Source organism: Pantoea sp. SOD02 (assembly GCF_024707505.1).
Taxonomy (GTDB): Bacteria; Pseudomonadota; Gammaproteobacteria; order Enterobacterales; family Enterobacteriaceae; genus Pantoea; species Pantoea symbiotica.
The window spans coordinates 360,646-382,668 of sequence record NZ_CP102604.1 but is presented as its reverse complement, the minus strand read 5'-3'; the positions used below and the strand labels follow the sequence as shown (position 1 = coordinate 382,668).

Sequence of the window (22,023 nt, the reverse complement as noted above, 5' to 3'; positions counted from 1 at the left end):
GTGACTGGCTGCTATTCCTCTTTCTCGATTAACAGCGCTTCCAGCAGATCGAGATCGTGCAGCAATTTCTGCATCGTCTCGTTGGAGATCTCCTGCGTGGCGCGCAGATGATAAACCTCGGCACGCTCGGCACGCAGCGCATTGAGGCGGAAGCGACGTTCGAGGTTTTCGGCAAATTGCGCCTGTTCGATATCGTTTTTGCCCTCCGCGCGGCGACGCAGATTACCAATCACCCGCAAGCTAACTTCTTTCAGCAGTTCCGGATCGATGTTCTCTTCAGTGTCGGTTTCGAGACGCTGCTCCATTTTATGCAGGCTCTCAATCGCCACGCCCGCCATCGCAGCACGCGCAAACTGAATCTCACGACGATGGCCGACTTTATCGATGCTCTCAACGTCACGCAGCAGAATCGGCAAGATCACCACACCAACCAGCAGCGACACCAAAATCACGCCGGTAGCGATGAACACCAATTCATAGCGCGCCGGGAACGGATCGCCGTTGCTGAGGAACAGCGGAATCGACAGCACACCGGCCAGCGTGATGGCGCCGCGTACCCCGGCAAAAGAGGCAATCAGCAGTTCACGCAGCGAGTAGTTGGTAAACTCCAGCGGCTTCTTCTTCAGCAGACGCATACTGGTGCGCTTCATGATCCACAACCAACCGAAACGCACTACCATCAGCGCGGCGTACACCAACAGAACGTCGGTAAACAGCATCCACAGTTCCACGTTAGGATCGGCATTGGCCTGTGCAATCGAGGTGGAAAGGATGTCGGGCAATTGCAGGCCGAGCATCAGGAACACCATGCCGTTGAACACGAACTCCAGCATCTGCCACACGCTGTTCGCACGCAGACGCATCGCCAGCGGTGCCTGGCGGATAATGCCAGAACGCGTGATGGTCATACCGGCGGCGACGGCGGCGAGGATGCCCGACACGCCAAGATGTTCCGCAATCAGGTACGAGGCGAACGGTAACAGCAGCAGCAGCACGGTTTGGGTTGCCGGGTCATCACCGCTCCAACGGCTCAGCAGACGCAGCGAGCGGCCATACAGCCAGCATATCGCCACACCGGCAACCAAACCGCCAACCGCCACTTTGAGAAACTCGACGCTGGCGCCGCCCCACGTAAACACCATGGTGCCCATCGCCACCGCGACGGCAAACTTCAGCGATACCAGACCTGATGCGTCGTTCATCAGGGCTTCACCCTGCACAATCGACATGATTTTTTTCGGGATGCGCCCTTCACCGACAATGCCGGACAGCGCCACGGCATCGGTTGGCGACAGCACCGCCGCCAGCGCAAAGGCGGGAATCAGCGGAATCCCCGGCACCAGCCAGTAAATCAGGTAGCCAATCCCGACCACGGTGATCAGCACCAGAACCAGCGCCAGCCCCATGATTTCGCGACCGTGATGCAGGAACTCGTTAATCGGCGTTTTCCAGCCATCCGCGAACAGCAGCGGCGGAATGAACAGCACGAGGAACAGCTCCGGATCAAAATCGACATGCAGGCCGAAGACGGGAAATGCGAGCAGTGCACCGGCGGCAATTTGTACCAGCGGCAGGGGAATTTGAAACGGCAGAATACGTGCCGCCACGCTGGAGAGTGAAACCACCAGCGTCATGATGAGAATAGTAAAGAAGATTTCCATGCTTTCCTTAGGCGAATCAATTTCATTAAAGCGATGTTGTTGCGTGGGAAAGTGTAAAACAAAACGCCGCACAGCGGGGCAACCCGATGTGCGGCGTGGAGCAGAAAGCGAATAATCCTGGAATTATTCAACTTTGAGGTCAGATGGCCCAGCCACCGGCATAGAACGCCACCAGCGCGACAGCAATCACCACCGTGCCAACATTCAGCTTGCGCCACTCGCCAGCAAACAAACGACCAATCACCAGTGAAGCGAAGCCGAGCATGATGCCAGTGACGATGTTGCAGGTCAGCACGATGAACACTGCGGTCAGCAAGCCAGACATCGCATCAACGAAATCGTTGAAGTCGATTTTTGCCACGTTGCTCAGCATCAGCAGGCCAACGTACATCAATGCTGGTGCCGTCGCGTAAGCGGGAACCAGATAGGCCAGCGGCGACATAAACAGAATCACCAGGAACAGCAAACCCACCACAATCGCCGTCAGACCGGTTTTACCGCCCGCCGCCGTTCCTGCCGCAGATTCGATGTAAACCGCAGCCGGCGAAGCGCCGACCAGACCAGCGAACAGGCTGCTGACAGAATCGGTGGTCAGCGCACGACCGCCGTTGATGATCTGCCCCTCTTTATCCAGCAGATTCGCCTGACCCGCTACCGCGCGAATGGTGCCGGTGGCATCAAAGACTGCGGTCATCACCAGCGCCAGCACGCTTGGCAGCACCACAGGTTGCAGCGCGCCCATGATATCAAGGCTAAACATCGCCGATTGCCCGTTGGCATCCTTCAGGCTTGGCATGGCGAATAGACCTTGATAGGTCACTGCCGGATCGAAAATCAGGCCAAGAATCGAGATGGTGATGATGGTCAGCAGAATGCCGCCAGGCACGCGGCGTTTTTCCAGACCGAAAATCGCTGCCAGGCCGACCAGCGACATGATCACCGGGAACGAAGCGAACTGACCCAGCGCCACCGGCAAGCCTGCAGCCGGGTTTTTCACCACCAAACCAATGCCGTCAGCGGCGATCAGCAGCAGGAACAAGCCGATACCGACGCCGGTTCCGTGCGCAACGCCCATCGGCAAATTACGCAGAATCCATGCGCGGATGCCGGTGACCGAAATCAGCGTGAACAGTAAGCCCATCAGGAACACTGCGCCAAGCGCCACCGGCACGCTAATGTGCTGGCCAAGCACCAGGCTGAAAGCGGTGAAGGCGGTCAGCGAGATGGCGCAACCAATCGCCATTGGCAGGTTGGCCCACAAGCCCATGATAATCGAACCAAAGCTAGCGACTAAACAGGTAGCGACGAACACCGCCGTTGGTGAGAAGCCCGCTTTGCCCAGCATGCCGGGCACCACGATGACGGAATACACCATCGCCAGAAACGTTGTCAGACCCGCCAATACTTCCTGACGCACGCTGCTGCCGCGTGCAGAGATATTGAACCAGGCGTCCAGTTTTCCACTGGCCGGGCGCGATTCGCCAGACATAATTCTTCCTCAATATTTTTGTGATGTGAGTCGCCGCGCGGCGCACGTTTGCTGTTCCCTGATGGCGGATTTTCATGATGAAAATCCAGGCAAACGTTTACGTCGCCGCGTATTCCAGGCCGTAAAAGGGGACGAGGAAAAAAGGCAAACGATTATCTGGCGTTTGCCATGGGGTTTTCAACTACTAATCGCGGGCATGACAGGATAAATCCAGGCTTTCGCCCCGTAGGGTCGCCATTCATGGCGACCTGGCAGAACTTAGCGGCTTAACTCAATCGCGCCACCCTGCTGAATCGCTCGTTGCCAGGCAGCGCGCTGCTGCATGGTTTCCAGCCAGCGGGCGGTGGCGGGCGTATCGCGCAGCGAACCACGTAACTGCAGTGCCAGCAGCGGGAAGCTCATCTGCACGTCGGCGATGCTAAAACGTGAACCGGCAAAAAATGGATGCTGCGTGAGATGTTCTTCAATCACGCTGCCGTGCAATGCCAGCTGCTTGTTCAGCCAGGCTTTCTGAATCCCTTTACTCAATGCGATGCCAGCCGGACGCAGCAGCCACGGCACCGGCTTTTTGCCAAACTGCGCAAACACCAGCTTCATTACCAGCAGCGGCATCAGCGATCCTTCCGCGTAATGCAGCCAGTAACGCGCCTGAATCTGTTCATCTTCATGACTCAACGCCAACTGATGCTCGCTGTCGTATTTGAGTTGCAGGTATTCGAGAATCGCGCCTGACTCGGCAATCACGCGATTGCCGTCGGTAATCACCGGTGATTTCCCTAGCGGATGCACTTTCTTTAAGGAATCGGGGGCCAGCAGAGTGTTTTCACGTTGATAGCGTTTGATTTGGTAAGGCACCGCGAGCTCTTCCAGTAGCCATAACACGCGATGCGAGCGGGAGTTTTCCAGATGGTGAACGGTGATCATACGGTTTCCTTGCCGGTAAAAGTGTTCCGCCAAGTATAGTCGATTAACGTTTTTGCTCGTCTTGTTCCGGATCGAGTAGCACCGCGCCCGAACCTTGCTCGCCCAGGCGGTCACCCGGATTGCGCAGCGGGCAATCGCGCATCGATAAACAGCCGCAGCCAATGCAGCCATCCAGATCGTTACGCAAGCGCGTCAGGGTTTCGATGCGTTTATCCAGCTCCTCACGCCAGTGTTGCGTCAGCGCGTCCCACTCCTGCGTCGACATGCGCTTATTGGCCGGCACATGCGTCAGGCTGTCGCTCACCGTCGCCAGCGGAATACCGATGCGTTGCGCGATTTTGATGATGGCCACGCGACGCAGCACGTCGCGGCTGTAGCGGCGTTGATTGCCGCCGTTGCGCGAGCTGAAAATCAATCCTTTGGTCTCATAGAAGTGCAGCGCCGACACCGCCACGCCGCTGCGCTTCGCCACTTCGCCCGGCGTTAAAACCGGCTTCGGGTAATTGCGTTCTTTTTTCATTTAGGGCCTTTACCTCAAGTTAACTTGAGGAATTATACTCGCACCCCAGCAAAACTTCGAATTTCTCACCAGGCAAAAAACATCAGAAGGATGAGGCTATGATGCAACAGGAAATCATTCATTCGCTGTCCAACTGGATCGATCAGAATCTGGATAAAGCGCTGTCTATTGATGAAGTCGCGGCAAAATCAGGTTACTCAAAATGGCATCTGCAGCGTATGTTCCGTGCCGTCACGAAACAAACGCTGGGTGGCTATATTCGCGAACGCCGCCTGACGCTGGCCGCTGAAGCGCTGCGCCAAACTCAGCGTCCGGTGTTCGATATCGCGATGCAATACGGTTATGACTCGCAGCAGACTTTCTCGCGCGTGTTCCGCCGTCAGTTCTCACAAACGCCAACCGCTTATCGTCACACCATGCGTCGTCAGGCGATGATTCAGCGTCCGCGCTTGCTCAGTTTTGACTGTGCAGACAACAACATGACCAGTTTTGCCCAGCGTACAACCGGCGAGTGCTGCCCGGTTAGCTAACCTTTTCTGCGCGCCCCTTGCGGGCGCACCTCGCTTTTCCTGCCTGCTTTTCCCTCCAGTTCGATAAAAAACTTTCTACCATACCAGGTATAAATTTTGTTCAAAATTTAAAATCGAGTGATATAATGTGAGCCAAGTCACACTTTCCTGTATTCAGTAAGACGGCCTGAAGGACTTCCCTGACCTTCCTTCTTAGCCGCCAGTGATGTCGATTGAATGTCGGGGATATCACTGATTCTAAGAGGTTTTTGCAGATGGCCACCTTAACCACCAGTTTGATTGTTATGCGCTGGGAACTCCTGAGTGCGGTAATGATGTTCTTCGCCAGCACCATGAAAATTCGACTGCGTCAGAACAGTCATCACGTGATGGCGCTGCTGTGCGGTGGCATCGGCGTGGGCATGTCTTGCTGGTTTGTTACCGGCCTGCTTGGTATCACGCTGAGCATGGAGAATCTGCATAACTTTATGGAAATCTCCAAAAACGCCTTTATTGAAGTGATGAGCCAGACGCCAACCGATTGGCCAATGCCTTAATCGCTGCCAATAAAAAACCCCGCCGAAGCGGGGTTTTTTATTTTGCTGTGTGATACTTAAATTTTCTTCAATACGGCCGGAATGGTTACTTCCGTCACCGTGATGCCCGGTATCTTCGTACCGCGACGATCCTGAATCCACATATCACCCATCATCTGATTGAGCCCGCGATCCAGACCGGTCACCAAACCCGCGCCTGGCGTAAAGGTTAATTCGCCGAAGTAGATCTGCTCTTTATCAATGTACCAATCCACGCGCACATAATCGAAATCACTCGCCAGCTTTTTACTCAACGCCAACGCGTGCTGCAACGAGGCCATTTGTGGCGTCACGTCCAGGCCGGTATCACGAATTTTGTGATACGCCTCGTTGAGGTTGTTGACGTAAAAGTTCATCGACAACAGCGGATTGCAGCGGTTGTAGATCACCTGCAGCACATACTCAAAGCTGCCGTCGCGCTTGTTGAACATGTGGAACTTGTAGTCAATCGGCGCCGATTTACCATCGCCAATGTACTGCTCCACCAGAATGCGTGGCTTGATGTAGCGATAGTGAATCTCACGCGCTTCGTTAGCGAAATCGGTTTTCAGCCAGCGATGGCAGTCGCTAATAATCTGCTGCTTCTTCAGCGCATCCGGCTCTTCAAGCAAAATCTCTACCATGTTAGAGGCGTGATTCGGCTTGATAACGGTATTTTTCCAGCTCGGCAACGTGTGCAAAGAGCTGGGATCGCTGGTCTCGTACACCAGCGGGATCAGGTATTCGCTGCCCACTTTCTCGGCGATATATTCGCGCACCGAATATTTGTCCGACAGACGACCATACATCTGATAATCGCCATGGATGAATTTGCGGTACAGCACCTTCTCGTTAAACACTTTCGGCTCACGCAAATTGGGCAGTTTGCGGAACTTATGAAAATAGTAGATACGATCCTGGTATGCCCAGGGCATCTTCTTGATGAAGTACTGCACGCTTCTTCTGAGTTCATCTTTCAACTTGAGCATATCTGACCTCATTTGTAGGTTTTGTAGTTGAGTGAGGAAACCTGGATTTTTTGGATGACGCCGTTTTTGAAGAAGTAATTCATTACGGTAAGAGACAGCAATTCTGAGATGAAAACGCTCCATGCGGCACCCATGATGCCGTAGCCTTGGATCAGCCACCACGACAGCGGCAAGCTGATCACCATCAGGCAAACAATTTTCTTCAACAGATAATTAAACCCGCCTTCTTTGACCATGTAGCGATACGCTACGGTCCCCATCGCCGAAAAGCAGGTCGCTAACGACAACAACGTAATGAGACTTCCTGACTGTGTGTACTCGTGACCATATAAAGCGATGATGATTTTTTCGCCGTACATCGCGATCACCGCTAACAACAACAATGAAACACCCATGACATAACCATTAAGCCTTGCTGTCAGCTTGATGGCGGCTTCTCCACGCTCGCGGAAGATTTCCGAAAAGCAAGAAGTGATGATGGCGACCGGGATAAAAATCCAGGAGGCCGAAATGGTATTGGCGGCGGCGAACAGCCCGAGATCGCGCGCCGAGGCGATGCCCGCCAGGAACATCTGTGCCGCTTTCACCTGCACCGAGATAAAGATGCTGGAGATGGCCAGCGGTAATCCGGCGTACAGCAAATAGCGCAGATAGGTGTTGCGCTTATCCTGCGGCGGCGCCACGTCCTGATTTTCGCGGTAAAAGTTAAAACGCTTAATCACATACGGCACCAGCGTGACGGCGACAATCGATACGGTCAGCCACAGCGGATTGAGGTGCAGCCAGGCAATGGCAAAACTTAAGCTGAAGCCCAGCAGCAAACCGACTGAGTTGGCGATGGTATTCAGTCGCGACGCTAAGCGCGCATTGTTATAGACACTGAAGGTGTCCTGCGTCACGAAAACCGAAGAGATAAACGAGGCCAGTGCAAAAGCGAGGAAGTTTTCCTGCATGTTGTACCAGACCCAAATCAAGACGGGCAGCGATGTCAGCAACAGCAAAACCATGCGCATGTTGCGCGCTACGGTCATCAGGCGCAGCCCTTTCGGCGCACTCTTACTGATACGTTTAAACAGGATGGTTTCCGTACCGAAAATCGCCACGGTCTGCACCATGGAAAATAGCGAGGTCGAAAACGCCATTTGGCCAAAGATGGTTGGACCAAAGGATTTTGCCACGTAGGAGGTCACAAATATGACGCCGAACACGGAGACGATCTTTTCAGACATCATCCAGGCGGCATTAGACATTACGCTCAATTTCATTGACTGATCCTTAGTATTACGAACTACAACAACTTTCGGTACAACGTCCTTGAAATGAATTAACAAGCGCTCAGTGGGCCTGACTTAATTTATTAACTTCAAACCAAACTGGTCCGAAAAATGAGACTCGCGTCAGCAATTAGGAATTATATTCAGGAAAATTCCGATTATATCCGGTGCGAAACTCGGTGGATGTAAACGATTTCAGCTTAAATTCTAAGCAAAGGTTTACTGGCACACCCTGACATTTCTGCAAGTGGTTTATGCCGATTTTCCAATGAATGTAGTATTTTTCTGCATTTGGGATGGAGAGAATTTATATCAAAAACCTAAAGCCAGGAAGGCGTTCAATGCCATTCGGAATAAAATAAGATTTATCCCATGATGATATTTCTTCTAAATATCTTAATTTAACCCTCGCAATTCAAATCGCGCACTTTAATACTGAATTAATAGTGTTTTTGCAGTGCCAGATATTAATACAGTAATTCTCATCCACTAATTGATAAGAAAGGTAATAGCATTTATGAGAAAGTCACGATATAGCGAAGAGCAAATCACAAATGCCATTAAAGCTTCTGAAACGGGAGTGAAAGTCAGGGAGATTTGTGAGGAGCTTGGCATTTCCGAGGCCACTTTCTATAGCTGGAAGAAGAAGTTTTCTGGGCTCTCTTCCGAGGAAGGTCGCAAAATCAAGGAGTTGGAAGATCAGCTTCTTAACCTCACGCGTGAACTGCAATCTCTGAGTTCCGATAAAGAGATGCTGCAAAGCGTATTGAAAAACTTCTTTACCACGAATGAAAAGCGTCAGGCGGTTAACTTTCTGCAAACGACATTCGACATAGGTACCCGTCGTAGCTGCCGTTTACTGGATATTAGCCGCAGCGTTTATCATTATCCTGCAGGAACAGATAATCGCTAACACCATTAAGGCCGATGTTATTTGACTTAATGCTGAGATTTGTTCTTACCAGAAGATATGAAGATCATTTAATACGGCGTTCACAACATAACAATTCGCTCCAATTTTTCCTGATGAATACCATCGCGGAATTGCTTCCTTTTTTGCGGTAAAATAGATTCACATCAGCAAAAGTCTCTCTATTCAAGCCATTCAAACGAAGTCCAATCTCATTTCGGTGAGATTGGCGCTTCAATTATTACTTTACCAACATTAATCATCAGCCCTGAATGCAGACAATTCTGTTAAGCATTAATGAACAACGCCGTGTAACCGCTCACACATAACCTCTGTTTTTAACTGGATCTACTCCTGGATTCTTTCATCATTCGGTTGACGCGCGTAGACCATAATTTCTCATCATGCCGCCAGGAATAATCCTGATAAGAAAGGTTATCTAGCCTAAACAATAACAGCCAAAAAGCGGGAGATAAGTTAAATTACTGCACCCTATTCATCGTTACGCTTAATGGTTTTTTGCCAACGGTTAATGGAATCTTTCTTAACAACGCCCTATTCCCTTAAGCAAAAAGTGGCTTTCGAGTGCCAATCTTCAGTGCCAAACGGCAATAAACGGTAGGTTAGATGCATGTTTTTCCGCCTTAACGCGCCGGTTTTTTCCGCTTTAGGGCCTGCTATAGCCAGGAAGAACGAGGATTAATGAAGGTTTAGTGCGCCTTAATACGGCCAAACACTGCCGCGCGGGACGCAGCGGCATGTCTGTTTATGACAAATCAGGACTGAAAAAGCGGCTGAAATTAGCCGAAAAGTTATATCGACGGCCTGGTCAGCGTCAGAAAGCGGGATTTGAGGTGTAAGAGGAGCTAGTCAAATTCTTAAAATACAGCGGAGTACGCTGCCGAAATGATTTTTCAGCAGCGCTCATTGATGAGTTATACCGCAGTGATATGCGGCTGGGGTTTAATGCGCATCGCGTAGATTACGCCAACAATCAAACAGCCAATGCCGACCGCAGTTAACAGCGGCGGCCAGCTTTGTCGCCACAGGAATGTCCACAGCAATCCGGCTAAGGTTTCGAACACAATCAGCGGCCCCATTATCACTGTCGGCACGCGCTGGCTGGCAGCATTCCAGCAAAGTGTGCCCAGCCATGAGCAGATCAGCCCGATACCTAACATTAATAATAGAAAGCGTTGCGGCTGCGGCCCGAAGGGCAGCGCAAATGCAGGTTGCTGCCAGTGGAGCTGCACGCAGACCAATAGATAGAACACCAACGCCTGCGGCAGCGTCACCAAACCTTGTGCTGTCGCCCAGCTGGATGGCTTGTGCTGGGGATGCGCGCGTAACCATAAACCATTACGCAGCGGATACCATGTCCAGCATGCCACCGCCAGAACCGCTAACCCTAAACCGGTGAGATAGCGCGACCAATCAAAATCGGGACCTTGCGTCTGAAGTTCGGCGGCATTCACGCAAGCCAGGCCTGCGGCAATAATCAGCAAAGCCGGCGTCAGTTTGCGCCACGGCAAGCGCCCTTCAAGATGGCCATAACAGAGATTAGCCGTCACGGTAATCACCACCGGCAAGGTGCCGATAATCATGGTTGAAATGGGCGCGCCGGTACGTTGAATCGCGCTGGCGAGAAACGCGTAATAGAGTAAATTGCCAATCAGCGACAGCTTCAGCGCTTCAATCCAATCTTTGCGCGCCAGCTGACGCAAACGACGGCGATCCAGCCAGGCCAGCGGCAACACCACCAATCCAAAGGCGACGTAGCGTCCGGCCGATTGCAAAGTGCCCGGATAATCCGGTATCAGCAGCGGACCCACAAAGATCAATCCCCACATCAATCCCGCTGCCAGCGCAAACAGTATTCCAGCAAACATAAACTCTTCCTTTATATGCATTCCGCTGCAGTGTGACGCAGGCGGAGGCGAAAGGCTTGTAGCAGATTGCGGTTAGCGTGAAGGGAACACTTGTTTTTGATAGCGGCCCGGCGTGATGCCGTAGCGATGCGCGAAGGCGCGGGTGAGATGTGCCTGATCGGTAAGGCCGACCGATGCTGCAACGGTTGCCGCACTGTCGCCGCGCGCCAGTTGCTGTTTCGCGGCGAACAGGCGAAAAGCCATCAGCATTTGATGTGGTGTAACGTGGAAGTGCTGTTTGAAACTGCGCAGGAAATGCCACGGCGACAGTGATGCCAGCGCAGCAAGTTCTTCAAGCCGCACCGGTTCGGCGAGGTTTTCACGCAAATAGTCTCTCACCGCATCAAAGCGATGCGCCCCTTCGGCAGGTCGCTGCTGTCCCTGACGCGCCAGCGGTCGCATTAACTCCAGCAGTTCGAGCAAAATGCTTTCGCGCTCCAGCGTAGTTTCCGCCTGCCACATCTGCGCCAGCAGTTGCGAAAACGGCTGTGCCAGACGCGCATCGGTGCGCAGTGCATCGTTGAACCACCAATCACGATCGCCGGTCAGACGATCCATTTCCTGCGGATCGATATAGATCATGCGATAGCGCCAGCCTTCGTCACAGGCAGATTCACCCGTGTGCAGTTCGTCGGGATTCATCATCACTAACGAATGCTGTGGCGCGGTGTAGTTGGCGCCGCGATAGCGAAAGCGCTGGGCACCGGACTCAATAGTACCGATGCCAAAGGCTTCATGGGTATGGGGTTCAAAAGCGTAGCGGGAGATGTGCGCCTGATACAGCTCGATGCCCGGCAGCTCAGCGAAATGCTGAAACTGCGCACGATCTTGCTCACAAGGAAAGATTTCAGGAACCACCTTCACGACACACCTCCGGAATAAAAGCGCTTATAAGCATGCGCGGCAGTGGCGAGAAATGCAAAGGTGAATTGCTTTACCTCTGCGCGTCGGCAATCCACACTGAGGCTTCAAACTTAGGAGAGTGAAATGGCGAATCGAGTCGTAGTTGTGGTGGATATGCAAAATGGCGTGCTGGCAACGCCGCGTTTTGATCGTGCCGGACGCTGTGAACGTATCAATCAGTTAATCGCTGCGGCCGATCAGGTGATCTTCATCCAGCACGTTGGGCCAGGTTTAGAAGTTGATTCAGCTGGTTGGGCGATTGTGCCCGAGCTGCAGCAGCCAGCCAACGCCATCTTCATCAATAAGACCGCTTGCGATAGCTTCTGGCAAACCGATCTTGCCGCCCAACTCGACCAACTGGGCATTAAAAACTTCGTCATTTGCGGCTGCGCGACCGATTACTGTGTCGATACCACCATCAAAGTCGGCGCCAGCCTCGGCTATCACATCACCGTCGCCGCCGATGCGCATACCACCGCCGACCGCACGTATGTTTCCGCGCAGCAGCAGATCAATCAGCACAACGAAGTGTGGGCCGATTTGATTATGCCGGGCAATCCGGTGCTGGTGCGTGAGACGGAAGCGTTATTGCGGGAATGGCGACCGCATTAAAGGTTCTGCTATTGAAAACTTCTGACAAGTGTCAATAATAGAGTATGACATTTGTCAGACTTGGAGAATCTTATGAGAGCCTACATTCCTGATGGCAAATCACATGACAATGCACTTTGGCGCTTTGCTGGCTTACCCCCACGCGGATTGGAGCTAACTCGCATGCTTGAGGCGGGCTTGCCGGTCGCGGTGATTGATGACATTCGTCATTGGTCGGCAATGAGTAGAGCCGAAATTATGAAGGTCACTGGCATCAATGAGCGAAATATTGCCCGCCGTAAAAGCGCAGGTAAAAGCTTGTCACCCGATGAGAGCGAACGCATAGCCCGCTTCGTCCGAGTGATCGATGCAGCCGTTCAATTGTTTGGTGGTAATAAAGAAGATGCTACGCAATGGTTAAGCCGGCCGGTCAAAGGATTAGGCAACATTGCACCTATTACCTTGCTAGCCACTGAAAGCGGCGCACTGGATGTGCTCGATTTGATTGGCCGTTTGGAGCATGGTGTCTTCTCGTGATTTTCTATCGGCTAACCAAAACGCTATACGCTTCTGAAGCCTGGACCGGCAACGGTGCGAAACAGTATGGTGGCCGCTGGAATCACAAAGGCCACCCAACCATTTATGTCGCGACCTCGGTTTCACTTGCCGCGCTTGAAGTGCTGGTGCACGTTTCGAACGAGTCGATTTTGGATGAGTACACTTTATTCAGCATCGAGATTCCTGACGATGAAGTCTCCTACATTTCAGAAGACTTTTTGCCTGCTGACTGGCGCCAGGATCCGGCTCCAGTTTCAACTATGGATTTGGGCACAGGTTGGCTGCAATCGAGAGAAGGTGCAGCGCTGATCATTCCTTCAAGCATTATTCCGATGGAAAATAATGCGATATTGAACCCGGAGCATCCGGTATTTGAGAGTTATCTGTCGAGCGTAAATAAGTTACCGTTTGCATTCGATAAACGATTGATAAAATAAAAAAATATCCTCTTTTGAATAACAAAAAGCCCCGCATTACGGGGCTCTTAACAAATACTACGTAATGTATTTTTAGAACGGAATATCGTCGTCAAAATCCATTGGCGGTTCGTTGTTGGCTGGTGCGCTCTGCTGCTGTGGACGCTGTTGCGCACCGCCGCTGAACTGGTTACCACCGCCCTGCGGCTGCTGTTGTGGCTGCTGTGGCTGGCCCCAACCGTTGTTATTGCCGCCGCCCTGGCCGCCCGAAGGTGCGCCGCCTGCGTTCGCGCCCTGCTGACGTCCGCCCAGCATCTGCATGGTGCCGCCAACGTTAACTACCACTTCAGTGGTGTATTTTTCCTGGCCGGCCTGATCGGTCCATTTGCGGGTACGCAGCTGGCCTTCGATGTAAACCTGAGAACCTTTACGCAGGTATTCGCCAGCGACTTCTGCCAGCTTGCCGAACAGCACAACGCGGTGCCATTCAGTGATCTCTTTGTTTTCACCGGTTGTCTTATCGCGCCAGCTCTCTGACGTGGCCAGCGTAATGTTGGCTACCGCGCCACCATTTGGCATGTAGCGCACTTCCGGATCCTGACCCAGATTCCCGACTAGAATCACTTTGTTTACGCCACGACTGGCCATGTTGCTGTCTCCCGATGAGTTGATGCTAAAAGTCTAAGCGAAAAATTGTATCACGTCACATTGGCGTGTGCCCACTTTAGAGCGGGATTCCAAAATTTATCGGCGGACAGAATAGCAAAAACACTGGATATTTATTCAGTTTATTTTTTGTGCCATAATGGACCGTTTCTGCTGGTCGTGCTGGCAAGGCATGGCGAGTGTTGTTCAATCCGGGAAAGGTGAATGGATAAGATCGAAGTCCGCGGTGCTCGCACCCATAATTTGAAGAACATCAACCTGATCATCCCTCGCGATAAGCTCATTGTGGTCACCGGTCTGTCAGGTTCCGGTAAGTCTTCGCTGGCGTTTGATACGCTGTATGCGGAAGGCCAGCGTCGCTATGTCGAGTCGCTTTCGGCCTATGCGCGCCAGTTTCTTTCATTAATGGAGAAACCGGACGTTGACCATATTGAAGGTCTTTCGCCCGCCATCTCCATTGAGCAGAAATCGACTTCGCATAACCCGCGTTCCACCGTCGGCACCATTACTGAAATTCATGACTATCTGCGCCTGCTGTTTGCACGCGTGGGTGAGCCGCGCTGTCCGGATCACGACGTTCCACTGGCGGCGCAAACCGTGAGCCAGATGGTTGATCAGGTGCTGTCGCAGGAAGAAGGCCGTCGTCTTATGCTGCTGGCGCCAGTGGTGAAAGATCGCAAAGGCGAACACACCAAAACGCTGGAAAACCTCGCCGCGCAAGGCTACATCCGTGCGCGTATCGATGGTGAAGTGTGCGATCTGTCGGATCCGCCTAAACTGGAGTTGCAGAAGAAACACACCATTGAAGTGGTGATTGACCGCTTCCGCGTGCGCGACGATCTGGCAACGCGTCTGGCCGAATCCTTCGAGACCACGCTGGAACTGAGCGGTGGCACGGCGATCGTCGCCGATATGGATGATACCAGCGCCGAAGAGATGCTGTTCTCTGCTAACTTTGCCTGCCCAATTTGTGGCTACAGCATGCGCGAACTTGAACCGCGCCTGTTCTCGTTCAACAACCCGGCCGGCGCCTGCCCGACCTGTGATGGCCTGGGCGTGCAGCAATATTTCGATCCCGATCGTGTGGTGCAAAATCCCGAGCTCTCGCTGGCGGGCGGCGCCATTCGCGGCTGGGATCGCCGTAACTTCTACTACTTCCAGATGCTGCGCTCGCTGGCTGAGCATCTGCAATTCGATGTCGAAGCTCCGTTCAACAGCCTGAGCGACAACGCGCGCAATGTGATTCTGTACGGTTCCGGCAAAGAGAATATCGAATTCAAATACATCAACGATCGCGGTGACACTTCGGTGCGCCGCCATCCGTTTGAAGGCGTGCTGCACAACATGGAGCGCCGTTATAAAGAGACGGAATCCAACGCGGTGCGTGAAGAGCTGGCGAAATTTATCAGCAACCGCGCCTGTGCCAGCTGTGAAGGCACGCGTCTGCGTCGTGAAGCGCGCCATGTTTTTGTCGAAGACACCAACCTGCCGACCATCTCAGAAATGAGCATCGGCCATGCGATGGATTTCTTCGCCAACATGAAGCTGAGTGGTCAGCGTGCGCAGATCGCAGAAAAAATCCTGAAGGAGATTGGCGATCGCCTGAGCTTCCTGGTTAACGTCGGCCTGAATTACCTATCGATGTCACGCTCGGCGGAAACGCTCTCCGGCGGTGAAGCGCAGCGTATTCGTCTGGCCAGCCAGATTGGTGCCGGTTTGGTTGGCGTGATGTACGTGCTGGATGAACCGTCCATCGGCCTGCATCAGCGCGATAACGAACGCCTGCTCGGCACGCTGATTCACCTGCGCGATCTCGGTAACACGGTGATTGTGGTGGAGCACGATGAAGATGCGATTCGTGCCGCTGACCACGTGATCGATATCGGTCCGGGCGCTGGCGTGCACGGTGGTCAGGTGGTTGCCGAAGGCGATGTGCACGCGATCATGGCGAATGAAAATTCCCTGACCGGCCAGTTCCTCAGCGGTAAACGTGAAATAGCGATCCCTAAACAGCGCGTCAAAGGCGATCCCGCTAAAGTGCTGAAACTGACCGGTGCGCGCGGTAACAACCTCAAAGATGTCACGCTAACGATTCCGGTCGGCTTGTTTACCTGCATCACTGGCGTGTCCGGCTCGGGTAAATCAACGCTGATCAACGATACGTTGTTCCCAATTGCGCAGCGCCAGCTCAATGGCGCGACCACCATCGAAGCCGCGCCGTATCGTGAGATCGCCGGTCTGGAACATTTCGATAAAGTGATCGATATCGATCAAAGCCCGATTGGCCGTACGCCGCGTTCGAATCCCGCGACTTACACTGGCATTTTCACGCCGGTACGTGAGCTGTTCGCCGGTGTACCGGAAGCGCGTTCACGCGGCTACAATCCGGGCCGCTTCAGCTTCAACGTGCGCGGCGGACGCTGCGAAGCCTGTCAGGGCGATGGCGTGATCAAGGTAGAAATGCACTTTCTGCCGGACATCTACGTGCCGTGCGATCAGTGCAAAGGCAAACGCTATAACCGCGAAACGCTGGAGATCAAATACAAAGGCAAGAGCATCCACGAAGTGCTGGATATGACCATCGAAGAAGCACGCGAGTTCTTTGATGCGGTGCCGGCGCTGGCGCGTAAGCTGCAAACGCTGATCGATGTTGGCCTGTCGTACATCCGCCTCGGTCAGTCGGCGACCACGCTCTCGGGCGGTGAAGCGCAGCGCGTTAAGTTGGCGCGTGAGCTGTCTAAACGTGGCACCGGCCAGACGCTCTATATCCTTGATGAGCCGACCACCGGTCTGCACTTTGCGGATATTCAGCAACTGCTGGAAGTGCTGCATCAGCTACGCGATCAGGGCAACACCATCGTGGTGATTGAGCACAACCTCGACGTGGTGAAAACCGCAGACTGGATTGTCGATCTTGGCCCGGAAGGCGGCAGCGGCGGGGGTGAAATCCTGGTGTCCGGTACGCCAGAAACGGTGGCGGAGTGTGAAAAATCACACACGGCACGTTTCCTTAAGCCAATGTTGAAGAAGTAATTTTCTCCCAGGCCCGCCATTGCGGGCCTGATTTTTTCTGCCGAATTCCGCAACGAAATGCAGGAACAGGCAAGAATCAGACAACTTCAGGCATATACGCATTCCATCCTGCTGACTATCCTTACAGCGTTCCTTTTGGCGTGATTCACGCGCCTTTTATCCCTTACGGGATCCCGCATAAAACTCACGACACATCCTACTGGAGACACCATGAATATTACGCATGCCTATGCCGCACAGGACGCGAAAGCAAAACTCGCCCCGTTCGACTTTAAGCCACGCGAACTGCGCGCTCATGATGTGCAGATTGAAGTGTTGTACTGCGGCGTCTGCCACTCTGACCTGCATACCGCGCGCAACGAATGGCGCAACACCATTTTCCCTGTAGTGCCGGGTCATGAAATCGTGGGTCGCGTCACTGCCGTTGGCGCGCACACTCACAACTACAAAGTGGGTGATTTGGTGGGCGTTGGTTGTATGGTTGATTCCTGCCGCAGCTGTCCAAGCTGTCAGGAAGGGCTGGAGCAGTATTGCGAAAATGGCTTTGTTGGCACCTACAACGGCGAAGATCGCGAAACCAAAGCCATCACCTACGGCGGTTACTCCACCAGCATGGTGGTAGATGAAAGCTTCGTGCTGCGCGTTCCAGAGAATCTCGATCTGGCGGGTGTTGCGCCGCTGCTGTGTGCTGGTATAACCACTTACTCGCCGCTGCGCCACTGGAATGTTGGCCCGGGTAAAAAAGTCGGTATCGTTGGTTTGGGCGGCCTTGGTCACATGGGCGTGAAACTGGCTCATGCGATGGGCGCACATGTGGTGCTGTTCACCACGTCACCGTCAAAAATTGAAGATGGTAAACGCCTCGGCGCGGATGAAGTGGTGATTTCGAAAGATGCCGATCAAATGGCAGCGCACACCAACAGCTTTGACTTCATCCTGAACACCGTTGCGGCGCAACACGATCTCAACCCGTTCATCGCCCTGCTGAAGCGTGATGGCAACATGACGCTGGTCGGCGCACCGGAGCACGATCACCCGGCACCGCAGGTCTTCAACCTGATCTTCAAACGTCGTAGCATCGCCGGTTCACTGATTGGCGGCATCGCGGAAACCCAGGAGATGCTGGATTTCTGCGGCGAGCACGGTATCACTTCAGATATCGAACTGATCGCGATGAATCAAATCAACGAAGCCTACGAACGTATGCTGAAAAGCGACGTGAAATACCGCTTCGTGATTGATATCAATACCCTGCGCGAGGAATCTGCGGCTTAATTCGCCTCAGTGGTCATCATGGTTGACGCCCGCTTCACGCGTGGCGTCAGCCTGTTGCCAGGAAGCATCCACCAGATAATAAATCTGCGAATCCTTCAGCGAACCATCCAGCCACAACGTGCTCCAGTGCGACTTGTTTAAGTACTCGCTGGGAAACACATCGTTATGCTCCTCACGTAATAATTCCGCTAGTGCAGGCGTTGCTTTCAGCGACAAAGCCGGACGCCCTTTTACCTCATAAAGCATGGCAAACAGCACGCCTTCACTTTTAATCTGCGTCGCCTGCCAGCACTCTTTAAAGCTTTGTTCCGCGCCCGGCTTGCTCATGCAGTACGTCAGTAAATCCGATGTGTTCATGTTTTATTCCCCTTGTAAGGTCGCCACGATACGCCGCGCACCGCCCTGCACCCGATGTTCACCCAACCAGATTCCCTGCCATGTGCCTAACATCAGACGACCACGGTTGACCGGAATCAGGAGCGAAACGCCGAGTAGCGACGATTTGATGTGTGCGGGCATGTCGTCGGCCCCTTCGTAGTCGTGCTGATAAGGCGCATTTTCCGGAACATGGCGTAAAAAATGCTGCTCCATATCGCTGCGCACAGTGGGATCGCAATTCTCATTCAGCGTTAACGACGCCGATGTGTGTTGCAGCAGGAGATGCAATTGGCCGACGCGCACATCGGATAAGCCGTGAAGCTGGCCGACAATCTCGTCGGTAATCAGATGAAAGCCGCGCGCTTTAGCGCCAAGCGTAAGCGTTTGTTGATGCCACATGCCAGAATCCTATAAGTAATCACACCGTTTAAGTGTGCAGCATGTCGGCGAAAGGTAAACCCTGAAGAGAGGAAAAAGCGGCAGAGCGTGAAGTCTGCCGCCTGAAGGTTAGTCGCTCAGCTTAGCGGCCATGGTTTTGATGCTGCCCACATCATCTTTGGTGATAGCAGCCAGACGCTCGCCGTACTCTTTATCGGCCTTATAGAAGTACGACAGCATAATGGCGCGGCTCTGCACATCCACACCTTTCAGCGCGCCGCCCAGAGAATTGATCAGATCGGTTTTCTCTTTGTCGTTAAAGGAACGATACAGATCGCCCGCCTGCTTAAAGTTCTGCGTTTTAGCGATCATCGCCTGTTGCGTAGTGCCGCTCAGCGGGCTGTGGCTGTAACGGGCGCTCTGCAGCTCTTCGCGCGGATAGATACGGCTTGGCTGATAGTTGACGCCATGATCGTCAGCTTTACCGCTGTTCATCGCGCCATCCTGATTCCCGTTACTCACCGGCACGCGCGGCGCGTTGACCGGCAGCGTCAGGCCATTGGCGCCCAAGCGGTGCATCTGGGTATCGGCGTAGGAGAACAAACGGCCCTGCAGCAGACGGTCTTCTGATGGCTCAATGCCCGGCACCAGATTCGATGGCGCCATCGCTACCTGCTCGGTTTCCTGGAAGAAGTTATCCACGTTGCGGTTCAGTTCCATCTGGCCCACTTTCACTTCAGCGATACCCGGCCAGATTTTGGTGGCGTCCAGCGGGTTGAAATCGAATTTATCCAGATCGCTGGCTTTAATGGTTTGAATATAGAGATCCCATTTCGGGAAGGCTTTGTTGTTGATCGATGCCACTAAATCCTCGGTCATGTGGCTGAAGGTGCCGCTTTGAATTGCCGCCACTTCGCCTGGATCGAGGTTTTTCTCGCCCTGCAGGGTTTTCCAGTGGAATTTCACATAGTGCACTTCGCCTTTTGCGTTGACAAACTTATAGGCGTGCACGCTGTTGCCATCCATCTGACGATAGTTTGCTGGCGTACCCATGTTGGAGAACAACATGGTCAGGCCGTGCGTGGCTTCTGGTACATGTGAGAAGAAATCAAAAGTGCGGGCGTCGTTGCCAAGGTTGGTACGTGGATCAGGCTTAAATGCGTGCACCATGTCCGGGAATTTAATCGCGTCGCGAATGAAGAACACCGGCAGGTTATTGCCGACTAAATCCCAGTTGCCCTGGCTGGTGTAAAACTTGGTGGCAAAACCGCGCGGATCGCGCAGCGTTTCTGGAGAATGTTTGCTGTGCACTACGGAGGAGAAGCGCACAAATACCGGCGTCACGCTGCCCGGTTTGAACACTTCGGCAATGGTTAAGTCACTGATGTCCTTGCTGGCGCGGAACTCGCCGTGTGCGCCGGTACCGCGTGCATGAACCACGCGCTCTGGAATGCGTTCACGGTCAAAGCGTTGCAGCTTTTGGATCAGCTGTACATCTTGCAGCAGCACCGCACCATGCTCGCCTGCGGTTTGTGAATTCTGGTTATCACCCACCGGCGCGCCGTTATCGCGCGTGAGTTCGGTGCTATAAGCCGGAACAGAGAAAGCTAACGCAAGTGCAATAGCTGTAGGTTTGATGAGGTAAGAACGGGTTTTAAGGGTCATGAGCATGCTTCCTTGTGCATAAGATTCGCGATTATGATGTCGCGCGCAGCCTTTTTTAGGCTGGAGAATCTTTACATTCAAGGAGTTAACTCCTAACAAGACCAGTCTCGATTATCCTTAACAAATAAGTTAAAAAAAAACCGCCAGCTTGCGCCGACGGTTTTTTAATCATCAAATCATGGTTTACATTACTGCGGCAAACGCCTCAGCAACCTGGTTGACGTTACGGCTGTTCAGACCGGCAACGCACATGCGGCCGCTGGCAATCAGGTAGACGCCGAACTCATCGCGCAGACGATCAACCTGCTGCGCGCTCAGGCCGGTGTAGCTGAACATACCGCGCTGTTTCAGCAGGTAATCAAAGTTTTGACCCGGCAGCTTGGTGCTCAACACATTCACCAGCGCCTGGCGCATTTCGATAATGCGCAGACGCATCGCTTCCACTTCTGCCAGCCAGTTATTCAGCAGCGCTTCGTCGTTCAGCACGCAGGAAACCACCTGCGCACCAAAGTTTGGCGGGCTGGAATAGTTGCGACGCACAGTCGCTTTCAGCTGACCCAGCACACGAGCAGACTCTTCCGCGCTGTCGCAGACAATGGACAAGCCGCCAACACGCTCGCCGTACAGCGAAAAGATCTTGGAGAACGAGTTGCTCACCAGCGCTGGCAAGCCGGCAGCCGCAATGGCGCGAATCGCATAAGCATCCGCTTCCATGCCCGCACCAAAGCCTTGATAAGCGATATCGAGGAACGGAATCAGCTCCTGCGCTTTCAGCACTTCGGTAGTCTCGTCCCACTGCGCGTTGGTCAGATCGGCGCCGGTTGGGTTGTGGCAGCACGGATGCAGCAGAACGATGGATTGTTTCGGCAAGGTTTTCAGCTTGGCGATGAACGCATCAAACTTCACGCCGTTGGTTTCTGCGTCATACCAAGGATAAGTCTCTACATCGAAGCCCGCACCGTTGAAGATCGCGATATGGTTTTCCCACGTAGGATCGCTCACCCACACGTTTGAAGCAGGGAAGTAACGCTTGAGGAAATCAGCACCGACTTTCAGCGCACCTGAGCCACCTAAGGTCTGGATGGATGCAATACGGCCCGCTTGCAGCATCGGATGTTCTTTACCGAACAGTAATGGTGCAATGGCGTTACGGTAAGCGTTCAGACCTTCCATCGGCAGATACAGCGATGCCTGATGCGGCTGCGCCTGTAGGCGCTCTTCTGCTGCGGCAACCGCCTGCAGCTGAGGAATGATGCCCGCTTCGTTGTAATAGAGACCGATGCTCAGGTTTACTTTGTTATCGCGCGGATCTTGTTTGAAGGTTTCCATCAACGACAGAATCGGATCGCCGGCATAGGCATCAACGTTTTGAAACACGGTG

General features: G+C 53.3%; 21 protein-coding genes. 8 read left to right on the top strand and 13 right to left on the bottom strand.

Translation table 11 applies throughout. The features are described 5' to 3' along the window. Nucleotides 1–11 precede the first annotated feature (11 nt). From NR302_RS01710 to soxR, 4 genes are all read right to left on the bottom strand, one after another. Nucleotides 12–1,661 (bottom strand): Na+/H+ antiporter, encoded by a 1,650-nt coding sequence (locus tag NR302_RS01710; RefSeq protein WP_008109982.1) that lies wholly within the window; start codon nucleotides 1,659–1,661, stop codon nucleotides 12–14. A gap of 139 nt (nucleotides 1,662–1,800) precedes the next feature. Further along, the gene (locus tag NR302_RS01705) at nucleotides 1,801–3,150 is read right to left on the bottom strand and encodes an NCS2 family permease (RefSeq protein WP_061718363.1); all 1,350 of its coding nucleotides are present in this window, start codon (nucleotides 3,148–3,150) and stop codon (nucleotides 1,801–1,803) included. Nucleotides 3,151–3,408: 258 nt separating this feature from the next. Continuing rightward, nucleotides 3,409–4,074, bottom strand: a complete 666-nt coding sequence (locus tag NR302_RS01700) for a glutathione S-transferase family protein (protein ID WP_258144375.1) — start codon at nucleotides 4,072–4,074, stop codon at nucleotides 3,409–3,411. Between the two features lie 43 nt (nucleotides 4,075–4,117). Beyond that, the gene (soxR, locus tag NR302_RS01695) at nucleotides 4,118–4,594 is read right to left on the bottom strand and encodes a redox-sensitive transcriptional activator SoxR (RefSeq protein WP_008109977.1); all 477 of its coding nucleotides are present in this window, start codon (nucleotides 4,592–4,594) and stop codon (nucleotides 4,118–4,120) included. A 98-nt stretch (nucleotides 4,595–4,692) separates the two neighbouring features. Between soxR and soxS the strand changes: the two genes are divergently transcribed. Both soxS and NR302_RS01685 read left to right on the top strand, forming a co-directional pair. After that, entirely contained in the window at nucleotides 4,693–5,124 is a 432-nt protein-coding gene (soxS, locus tag NR302_RS01690) for a superoxide response transcriptional regulator SoxS (RefSeq protein ID WP_036649992.1), read from the top strand. Nucleotides 5,125–5,378: 254 nt separating this feature from the next. After that, nucleotides 5,379–5,660: a YjcB family protein gene (locus NR302_RS01685; RefSeq protein ID WP_008109973.1), complete on the top strand. Its 282-nt coding sequence runs from the start codon at nucleotides 5,379–5,381 to the stop codon at nucleotides 5,658–5,660. Between the two features lie 56 nt (nucleotides 5,661–5,716). Here the strand turns inward: NR302_RS01685 and NR302_RS01680 are convergent, their stop codons facing one another. Continuing rightward, nucleotides 5,717–6,667 carry an ATP-grasp fold amidoligase family protein gene (locus NR302_RS01680; RefSeq protein WP_008109972.1) on the bottom strand — a complete coding sequence of 317 codons (951 nt, stop codon included), beginning with the start codon at nucleotides 6,665–6,667 and terminating at the stop codon, nucleotides 5,717–5,719. An 8-nt stretch (nucleotides 6,668–6,675) separates the two neighbouring features. Continuing rightward, a complete protein-coding gene (locus tag NR302_RS01675; protein WP_008109971.1) occupies nucleotides 6,676–7,932 on the bottom strand; it encodes a polysaccharide biosynthesis C-terminal domain-containing protein in 1,257 nt (418 codons plus the stop codon). Nucleotides 7,933–8,458: 526 nt separating this feature from the next. Here NR302_RS01675 and NR302_RS01670 point away from each other — a divergent pair. Continuing rightward, nucleotides 8,459–8,854 (top strand): IS3 family transposase, encoded by a 396-nt coding sequence (locus tag NR302_RS01670; RefSeq protein WP_008109970.1) that lies wholly within the window; start codon nucleotides 8,459–8,461, stop codon nucleotides 8,852–8,854. A gap of 932 nt (nucleotides 8,855–9,786) precedes the next feature. Here NR302_RS01670 and NR302_RS01665 read toward each other — a convergent pair. Next, nucleotides 9,787–10,740, bottom strand: a complete 954-nt coding sequence (locus NR302_RS01665; RefSeq protein WP_258144374.1) for a DMT family transporter — start codon at nucleotides 10,738–10,740, stop codon at nucleotides 9,787–9,789. A 72-nt stretch (nucleotides 10,741–10,812) separates the two neighbouring features. After that, nucleotides 10,813–11,643, bottom strand: coding sequence for an AraC family transcriptional regulator (locus NR302_RS01660; RefSeq protein WP_258144373.1), 831 nt, complete (start codon nucleotides 11,641–11,643; stop codon nucleotides 10,813–10,815). A gap of 123 nt (nucleotides 11,644–11,766) precedes the next feature. On the opposite strand from NR302_RS01660, the gene NR302_RS01655 reads away from it, so the two are divergent. The 3 genes from NR302_RS01655 to NR302_RS01645 all read left to right on the top strand — a co-directional run bounded on the left by NR302_RS01655 (nucleotide 11,767) and on the right by NR302_RS01645 (nucleotide 13,268). Beyond that, complete coding sequence (locus NR302_RS01655; RefSeq protein ID WP_258144371.1) at nucleotides 11,767–12,294, top strand: isochorismatase family protein; 528 nt, start codon at nucleotides 11,767–11,769, stop codon at nucleotides 12,292–12,294. Nucleotides 12,295–12,366: 72 nt separating this feature from the next. Further along, complete coding sequence (locus tag NR302_RS01650; protein WP_258144370.1) at nucleotides 12,367–12,810, top strand: antitoxin Xre-like helix-turn-helix domain-containing protein; 444 nt, start codon at nucleotides 12,367–12,369, stop codon at nucleotides 12,808–12,810. After that, nucleotides 12,807–13,268 carry an RES family NAD+ phosphorylase gene (locus NR302_RS01645; RefSeq protein WP_256698156.1) on the top strand — a complete coding sequence of 154 codons (462 nt, stop codon included), beginning with the start codon at nucleotides 12,807–12,809 and terminating at the stop codon, nucleotides 13,266–13,268. The genes NR302_RS01650 and NR302_RS01645 overlap by 4 nt, the downstream gene beginning before the upstream one ends. A gap of 72 nt (nucleotides 13,269–13,340) precedes the next feature. On the opposite strand, the gene ssb1 is transcribed toward NR302_RS01645, so the two are convergent. Next, nucleotides 13,341–13,895 (bottom strand): single-stranded DNA-binding protein SSB1, encoded by a 555-nt coding sequence (ssb1, locus tag NR302_RS01640; protein WP_008109965.1) that lies wholly within the window; start codon nucleotides 13,893–13,895, stop codon nucleotides 13,341–13,343. 222 nt (nucleotides 13,896–14,117) lie between these two features. On the opposite strand from ssb1, the gene uvrA reads away from it, so the two are divergent. Both uvrA and NR302_RS01630 read left to right on the top strand, forming a co-directional pair. After that, nucleotides 14,118–16,946 carry an excinuclease ABC subunit UvrA gene (uvrA, locus tag NR302_RS01635; protein WP_008109963.1) on the top strand — a complete coding sequence of 943 codons (2,829 nt, stop codon included), beginning with the start codon at nucleotides 14,118–14,120 and terminating at the stop codon, nucleotides 16,944–16,946. A 210-nt stretch (nucleotides 16,947–17,156) separates the two neighbouring features. Then, the gene (locus tag NR302_RS01630) at nucleotides 17,157–18,221 is read left to right on the top strand and encodes an NAD(P)-dependent alcohol dehydrogenase (RefSeq protein ID WP_061718370.1); all 1,065 of its coding nucleotides are present in this window, start codon (nucleotides 17,157–17,159) and stop codon (nucleotides 18,219–18,221) included. A 6-nt stretch (nucleotides 18,222–18,227) separates the two neighbouring features. On the opposite strand, the gene NR302_RS01625 is transcribed toward NR302_RS01630, so the two are convergent. The 4 genes from NR302_RS01625 to NR302_RS01610 form a co-directional block, all read right to left on the bottom strand. Then, on the bottom strand, nucleotides 18,228–18,578 hold the full coding sequence (locus tag NR302_RS01625; protein ID WP_154154715.1) for an MmcQ/YjbR family DNA-binding protein: 351 nt from the start codon (nucleotides 18,576–18,578) through the stop codon (nucleotides 18,228–18,230). Between the two features lie 3 nt (nucleotides 18,579–18,581). Continuing rightward, nucleotides 18,582–18,998 carry a secondary thiamine-phosphate synthase enzyme YjbQ gene (locus NR302_RS01620; RefSeq protein ID WP_154154718.1) on the bottom strand — a complete coding sequence of 139 codons (417 nt, stop codon included), beginning with the start codon at nucleotides 18,996–18,998 and terminating at the stop codon, nucleotides 18,582–18,584. Nucleotides 18,999–19,106: 108 nt separating this feature from the next. Further along, nucleotides 19,107–20,642: a catalase gene (locus NR302_RS01615; protein ID WP_258144369.1), complete on the bottom strand. Its 1,536-nt coding sequence runs from the start codon at nucleotides 20,640–20,642 to the stop codon at nucleotides 19,107–19,109. A gap of 183 nt (nucleotides 20,643–20,825) precedes the next feature. Next, entirely contained in the window at nucleotides 20,826–22,019 is a 1,194-nt protein-coding gene (locus NR302_RS01610; RefSeq protein ID WP_258144368.1) for an amino acid aminotransferase, read from the bottom strand. Between the last annotated feature and the right edge of the window lie 4 nt (nucleotides 22,020–22,023).

What these genes read in the sequence shown, in the direction of transcription:
- NR302_RS01670 (WP_008109970.1), top strand. Translation starts at nt 8,459, where the DNA reads ATGAGAAAGTCACGATATAGCGAAGAGCAAATCACAAATGCCATTAAA.
- soxR (WP_008109977.1), bottom strand. Translation starts at nt 4,594, where the DNA reads ATGAAAAAAGAACGCAATTACCCGAAGCCGGTTTTAACGCCGGGCGAA.
- NR302_RS01710 (WP_008109982.1), bottom strand. Translation starts at nt 1,661, where the DNA reads ATGGAAATCTTCTTTACTATTCTCATCATGACGCTGGTGGTTTCACTC.
- ssb1 (WP_008109965.1), bottom strand. Translation starts at nt 13,895, where the DNA reads ATGGCCAGTCGTGGCGTAAACAAAGTGATTCTAGTCGGGAATCTGGGT.
- soxS (WP_036649992.1), top strand. Translation starts at nt 4,693, where the DNA reads ATGATGCAACAGGAAATCATTCATTCGCTGTCCAACTGGATCGATCAG.
- NR302_RS01625 (WP_154154715.1), bottom strand. Translation starts at nt 18,578, where the DNA reads ATGAACACATCGGATTTACTGACGTACTGCATGAGCAAGCCGGGCGCG.
- uvrA (WP_008109963.1), top strand. Translation starts at nt 14,118, where the DNA reads ATGGATAAGATCGAAGTCCGCGGTGCTCGCACCCATAATTTGAAGAAC.
- NR302_RS01705 (WP_061718363.1), bottom strand. Translation starts at nt 3,150, where the DNA reads ATGTCTGGCGAATCGCGCCCGGCCAGTGGAAAACTGGACGCCTGGTTC.
- NR302_RS01665 (WP_258144374.1), bottom strand. Translation starts at nt 10,740, where the DNA reads ATGTTTGCTGGAATACTGTTTGCGCTGGCAGCGGGATTGATGTGGGGA.
- NR302_RS01655 (WP_258144371.1), top strand. Translation starts at nt 11,767, where the DNA reads ATGGCGAATCGAGTCGTAGTTGTGGTGGATATGCAAAATGGCGTGCTG.
- NR302_RS01700 (WP_258144375.1), bottom strand. Translation starts at nt 4,074, where the DNA reads ATGATCACCGTTCACCATCTGGAAAACTCCCGCTCGCATCGCGTGTTA.
- NR302_RS01615 (WP_258144369.1), bottom strand. Translation starts at nt 20,642, where the DNA reads ATGACCCTTAAAACCCGTTCTTACCTCATCAAACCTACAGCTATTGCA.
- NR302_RS01675 (WP_008109971.1), bottom strand. Translation starts at nt 7,932, where the DNA reads ATGAAATTGAGCGTAATGTCTAATGCCGCCTGGATGATGTCTGAAAAG.
- NR302_RS01630 (WP_061718370.1), top strand. Translation starts at nt 17,157, where the DNA reads ATGAATATTACGCATGCCTATGCCGCACAGGACGCGAAAGCAAAACTC.
- NR302_RS01650 (WP_258144370.1), top strand. Translation starts at nt 12,367, where the DNA reads ATGAGAGCCTACATTCCTGATGGCAAATCACATGACAATGCACTTTGG.
- NR302_RS01685 (WP_008109973.1), top strand. Translation starts at nt 5,379, where the DNA reads ATGGCCACCTTAACCACCAGTTTGATTGTTATGCGCTGGGAACTCCTG.
- NR302_RS01620 (WP_154154718.1), bottom strand. Translation starts at nt 18,998, where the DNA reads ATGTGGCATCAACAAACGCTTACGCTTGGCGCTAAAGCGCGCGGCTTT.
- NR302_RS01680 (WP_008109972.1), bottom strand. Translation starts at nt 6,667, where the DNA reads ATGCTCAAGTTGAAAGATGAACTCAGAAGAAGCGTGCAGTACTTCATC.